The organism is Microbacterium sp. K35, from assembly GCF_004794375.1.
Taxonomy (GTDB): domain Bacteria; phylum Actinomycetota; class Actinomycetes; order Actinomycetales; family Microbacteriaceae; genus Microbacterium; species Microbacterium sufflavum.
The window spans coordinates 1-4,956 of sequence record NZ_SSDM01000356.1; the positions used below are offsets into that span (position 1 = coordinate 1).

The 4,956-nt window shown below is 72.5% G+C and carries 6 protein-coding genes; 1 reads left to right on the forward strand and 5 read right to left on the reverse strand.

Going from position 1 to position 4,956, the window contains the following annotated elements; genetic code table 11:
- The 5 genes from DW299_RS14275 to DW299_RS14295 form a co-directional block, all read right to left on the reverse strand.
- Positions 1-174: DUF202 domain-containing protein (locus DW299_RS14275; protein ID WP_136036978.1), on the reverse strand; the 174-nt coding region annotated here is incomplete at its 3' end.
- Positions 175-190: 16 nt separating this feature from the next.
- Complete coding sequence (locus DW299_RS14280; RefSeq protein ID WP_136029142.1) at positions 191-547, reverse strand: YidH family protein; 357 nt, start codon at positions 545-547, stop codon at positions 191-193.
- Positions 548-575: 28 nt separating this feature from the next.
- Complete coding sequence (locus DW299_RS14285; RefSeq protein WP_136036979.1) at positions 576-2,219, reverse strand: amidohydrolase; 1,644 nt, start codon at positions 2,217-2,219, stop codon at positions 576-578.
- Between the two features lies 1 nt (position 2,220).
- Complete coding sequence (locus tag DW299_RS14290; RefSeq protein ID WP_136036980.1) at positions 2,221-3,063, reverse strand: molybdenum cofactor biosynthesis F family protein; 843 nt, start codon at positions 3,061-3,063, stop codon at positions 2,221-2,223.
- Positions 3,064-3,101: 38 nt separating this feature from the next.
- On the reverse strand, positions 3,102-4,556 hold the full coding sequence (locus DW299_RS14295) for an APC family permease (protein ID WP_136036981.1): 1,455 nt from the start codon (positions 4,554-4,556) through the stop codon (positions 3,102-3,104).
- Positions 4,557-4,733: 177 nt separating this feature from the next.
- On the opposite strand from DW299_RS14295, the gene DW299_RS14300 reads away from it, so the two are divergent.
- On the forward strand, positions 4,734-4,956 hold a 223-nt coding region (locus DW299_RS14300; RefSeq protein ID WP_342589055.1), incomplete at its 3' end, for an SDR family NAD(P)-dependent oxidoreductase.

The window sequence follows — 4,956 nt, forward strand, 5'->3', positions numbered from 1 at the left end:
GCTCGTGCTGCCCCAGGCCCCCGCGGCCGGGGGCAGCACGAGCGGGAACACCCGCAGCGACAGCAGCGAGCCGATCGCGATCGCCAGGGCCGTGCGCCGCCAGGCGAGCTCCGTGCGCTCGGGCTGCAGCCCCGGGTCGTACAGGCGATCCGGTTCCGCCGCCCCCCGCCGCATCAGGGCCGCCGCCCCGTCAGCGCCACAGCACGCCCGCGAGGACGAGCAGGCCGACCGTCACCACGACCACCGCGAGCAGCACGGCGGAGAGCGCCCCGGGCAGCGGCCGCGACTGGCGCAGCGCCCGCTCGGCCCGCATCCACTCGAACCACGCGAGGGGAGCGACCGCGGTGCCCGCGACCATCAGCAGCAGCGACGCCGCGAGCCGGAATCCCGGGTGCAGGTCGAGCCCCAGCACCTCCAGGGCCACACCGCCCGCGATCAGCGCGAGGCCGGTGCGGGTCCAGGCCAGGAACGTGCGCTCGTTCGCGAGCGAGAACCGCGGATCGGGCTCCTCGCCCACGCGGTAGACGGAGGCGGGGAAGCGGCGCATGGCCTCATCGTAGCGGCGCATCCGCCGCTCAGCGCTCGTGCACGGGACGCCCGGCGAACCAGGTCGACACGACCTCCGTGTGCACGATCTCCTCGGCGGGCCCGGCGATCGCGTCACGCTCCAGCACCACGAAGTCCGCGGACTTGCCCGGCGTGAGGGAGCCCGTCTCGGCGCCGAGACCCATCGCGGTCGCGGCGTTGATCGTGAACACCTCCAGCGCCTCCTCGGCCGTGAGCGCCTGCTCCGGCCACAGCGTGCCCGGCGCGCGCCGGAGCGGATCGGCGCGGGTCACCAGGCCCTGCAGTCCCTCCAGGGTGTTCGGCGACTCGCTCACCGGCCAGTCCGAACCGCCGGCGACGAGGGCGCCCGCGTCGAGCAGCGACCGGTTGGGCTGCGAGTGCTCGGCCCGCGCGCCCAGCACGTCGGCCAGCGCCTGCGGGATCACGCCCGGATACCAGATGAAGGGCGAGATGTCGGCCGAGACGTCGAGCGCCGCCAGCCGCGGGATGTCGCTCTCGGCGAGGAACTGCCCGTGCGCGATCTGCACGGGCGTGGTGAACCCGTCCGCCCTGAGCTGCTCCGCGGCGTCGAGCACGAGCCGCGCCGAGCCGTCGCCCGTGCAGTGCACCTTGGCGCCCAGGCCGCGGGCGGCGACCGTGCGCAGCCAGCCGGTGAGCTCGTCGAGGGTCATGGTCGTCTCGCCGTGGAAGTGCGCGCCGTGCACCGGGTCGGCGGGGTACGGGTCGAGGAACGAGGCGGTGCGCGCGGGCGGCACGCCGTCGAGGAAGATCTTCACGAAGTCCGGCCGGTGGTGGGCGGTGCGATACTCCTCGCCGCGGTCGAGCAGGGGACTGCCGATCGGGTCGAAGCCGAAGATCTCGTCGTTGATGAGCAGCGACGACACCACCCACGCGTGCAGCTCGTCCGCGCGGTCGAGCCCGGCGAGCGCGGCCAGGATGTCGACCGAGACCCCCGCGTCCTGGAAGGCCGTGATCCCGAACGAGTTCAGCAGCTCGACGCCGCGGCGGGAGGCGGCCGCGTGCTGCTCCGGGGTGAGTCCGCCGCTGCGGTCGTACGCCTCCTGCACCGGGATGCCCGCCGCCTCCAGCAGCACGCCGGTCGGGGTGCCGTCGTCGGGGTCGAGCAGCGTGACGCCGCCCGCCGGGATGCTGCCGGCGGTGATGCCCGCCAGCTCCAGCGCCCGGCTGTTCGCCCAGCGGTTGTGCCGGGAGTCCTCCATGAGCGCGACCGGGCGCCCGCCCGCCGCCTCGTCGAGCCGCCGCCGGGTCGCGGTGTTCGCGAGGGTCGGCAGCAGGGTGGTGGCCACGGCGCCGCCGACGATCCACGCGTCCTCCGGCAGCGTCGCCGCCTTCTCGCGCACCCGGTCCAGGATCTCGTCGAGGCTCAGCGACGGCGCCAGCGACAGCTCGAACAGCTCGGTGCGTCCGGCGAGCGCGTGATGGTTGTGCACATCGACGAAGCCCGGATACACGGCGGCGTCGCCGACCTCGAGCGTCCGTGTGCGGCGCCCGCGGAGGCCCTCCACGTCGGCGCGGTCGCCGATGGCGAGGATCCGCCCGTCGCGCACGGCGAAGGCCTCGGCGCGGGGCCGCGTCCGATCGGCCGTGCGGATCGTGGAACCGGTGACGATGAGGTCGGCGACGTCGGTCATGTCAGGCGTCTCCGAAGGTCGCGGGCTCGAGCTCGGGCGTGTGGTGCGTGGTCGACAGCAGTCGTCCGTAGGCGCCGAACGTGAAGTGCGTCGGCACCTCGCCCGACTCGTCCAGGCCGAACAGCACGCCGTGCGAGCGGATCGCGTTCACGTCACGGTGGTCGGCGATGGTGACCGACGCGCACGGGATGACCTTCTCGCGCCACGCGAACACGTAGATGCCCGGTCGCACCTCCCACACGCTGTTCTCGTCGGTGTCGGCCAGGCCGCGCTCCGGGCCGGCGAGGCACTGCCACGAGTACCACCGCGGCGACAGGTACACGTGCTCGTAGGCGTGCTCCTCGCTGTACACCCACTCCACGCGACGTCCGATGAGCGTCGTGGTCGGGGCGGCCTCGGCGCCGGTCACCTCCGTGCCCTCGATGGTGCCCGGCGCGAAGTGGTGCTGCACGCGCGTGCGGCCCTGCTCGGGGGCGGGGAGGATGTCGGAGATCACGGCCAGCGAGCGCCCGTGCCGCAGGTCGAGGATCAGCGACACGGCCTCGTTCGGCAGGTAGCGGTGGTGGAACTGCACGAAGTACAGCTCGTCGTCGACCTCGAACGCCTCGTAGTCGTCGGTGTCGCTCGCGGCCTCGGTGCTGTCGTCGGCGCCGGGGCGGTAGTCCCACGTGACGGTGGAGTCGTCGAAGCGGTGCACGATGCGGGTGCCGCGGCCGTCGACCACGGTGATCTCGCGGCCGCTCAGCGCCGTGCTGTGCGGGGCCTTGTTGGCGTCGAAGCCGGGGGCGAGTCCCTCCAGCGGCAGCCACGTGGAGGTGTCTGCGGGGTTCAGCGTCGTCGTCATGGGGTTCCTTCCTTCGGAGGGCGGGGGAGCGGAGCGGATCAGCGGGCGCTGACCCTCTCCAGGTCGGTGGCGAGCCCGTCGTACACGGCGGGCCGGCAGCGCTTGAGGTAGGCGGCGTAGACGATGCCGCCGATCAGCGCGAGCACGAGCAGCAGCGGCATCAGCCGGATCGCGAGCTCCTCGGAGCCGGCGACGATGTTGAAGTTCACGATCGCGAGGATCGAGATCGCGGCGATGCCGAGGAAGCCGATGCCCGGCGCGATGAACGTGCTCCACCAGCGCGGGTCGCCCTGGCGGCGGAAGTACACGACGATCGAGATCGCGGCGAGCCCCTGCAGGATCAGCACGCTCAGGGTGCCGAAGCCCAGCATCGCGGGCACGAGCGTGAGGATGGGGTCGGCGCCGGCGATCGCGAACAGGATCGCGACGATACCGGCGAACCCGGCCTGCACGATGCCCGCGAGCTGCGGGGCGCCGTTCGCGCGGGTGCGGGCGAGCGCCTGCGGCAGGATCTTCGCCCGGCCCAGCGAGTACAGGTAGCGGGTGGCGGAGTTGTGGAACGCGAGCATCGCGGCGAACAGGCTCACCAGCAGCAGCACCATCATGACGGTGGTCAGCGGGCCGCCCAGGTACTGCTGCGACAGCGAGAAGATCAGGTCGCCGGTGGGCAGGTGCTCCAGTGCCGTGGCCTGCGCCTGCGCCACGCCGGTCGCGCTCACCACGGCCCACGTGGTGACGCCGAGGATCACGCCGATCGCGATGATCGAGGTGTAGGTGGCGCGGGGGATCGTGCGCAGCGGCTGCTTGGCCTCCTCGCTGAACAGCGCGGTCGCCTCGAAACCGAGGAAGCCGGTCGCCGCCAGCAGCAGGCCGATGGGCAGCGATCCGGAGAACACGGCCTCCGGGCTGAACGCCGACACGTCGTAGCCGGTCTGCACGAGCACCGAGACGTCGAAGATCACGAGCATCAGCACCTCGAGCACGAGGCACACCCCGAGGATCTTCGAGCTGAAGTCCACGCCGATGCGCGCCAGCACGAAGCACACCACGATCGACAGCAGACCCCACACGAGCCAGTTCACGTCGAGGCCGGTGAGGTCGCGGATGATCGTCTGCATGAAGAAGCCGCTCGTGCCGATCGTGCCGACCACGAAGAAGTTGTAGCCCAGCGTGGCGATGAGTCCGGCGACCAGACCGCCGGTGCGGCCGAGGCCCTTCACGACGAACGCGTAGAACCCGCCGGCGTTGACCAGCTGCTTCGACATCTGCGCATAGCCCACCGCGAACAGCAGCAGGATCGCCGCGACGAGGAAGAAGGACATCGGGGTCCCTCCGCCGTTGCCGAGGGCGATCGCCAGCGACGCGACGACCACGATCCCGGTCAGCGGGGCGACCGCGGCCAGGACGAGGAAGACGATGCCGGCGACGCCGAGGGCGCCCGGTCGGAGGGAGGTGTGGTGCGGCGTCGTGGACGCGGACAGCTGCTCTGCCACGTCGGCTCCTTTGCTCGGTGACGGCCGTGCGGACACGGCATCGACGACGAGGGGAATCGTCGATAGAGCGAGTCTGCTCGTCGGCCCGGCGCCGCACTTGACCGTGAGCGAAGGACGATGGTGCCACCGTGCACACCCCGCACACGCCCGTGCTGACGCCGTGGCGCGGGGAGCAGGATGACCGGGACGACACCGCCGCCGTTCCCCGCGCACCGCCGGGCACCGGGCGGCAGGGAGGACCACATGGAGCTGCGGCTGGACGGGACGACGGCCCTCATCACGGGCGCGGGCAGCGGCATCGGCCGGGCCGTGGCGCTCGCGCTCGCCGCGGAGGGGGTGCGCACGGGCCTGCTCGACCGCGACGCATCCGCCCTGCGCGACACCGCCCGCGGCTGCGTCG

Coding starts and splice junctions, on each gene's coding strand:
- DW299_RS14280 (WP_136029142.1), bottom strand. CDS start 547: ATGCGCCGCTTCCCCGCCTCCGTCTACCGCGTGGGCGAGGAGCCCGAT.
- DW299_RS14285 (WP_136036979.1), bottom strand. CDS start 2,219: ATGACCGACGTCGCCGACCTCATCGTCACCGGTTCCACGATCCGCACG.
- DW299_RS14290 (WP_136036980.1), bottom strand. CDS start 3,063: ATGACGACGACGCTGAACCCCGCAGACACCTCCACGTGGCTGCCGCTG.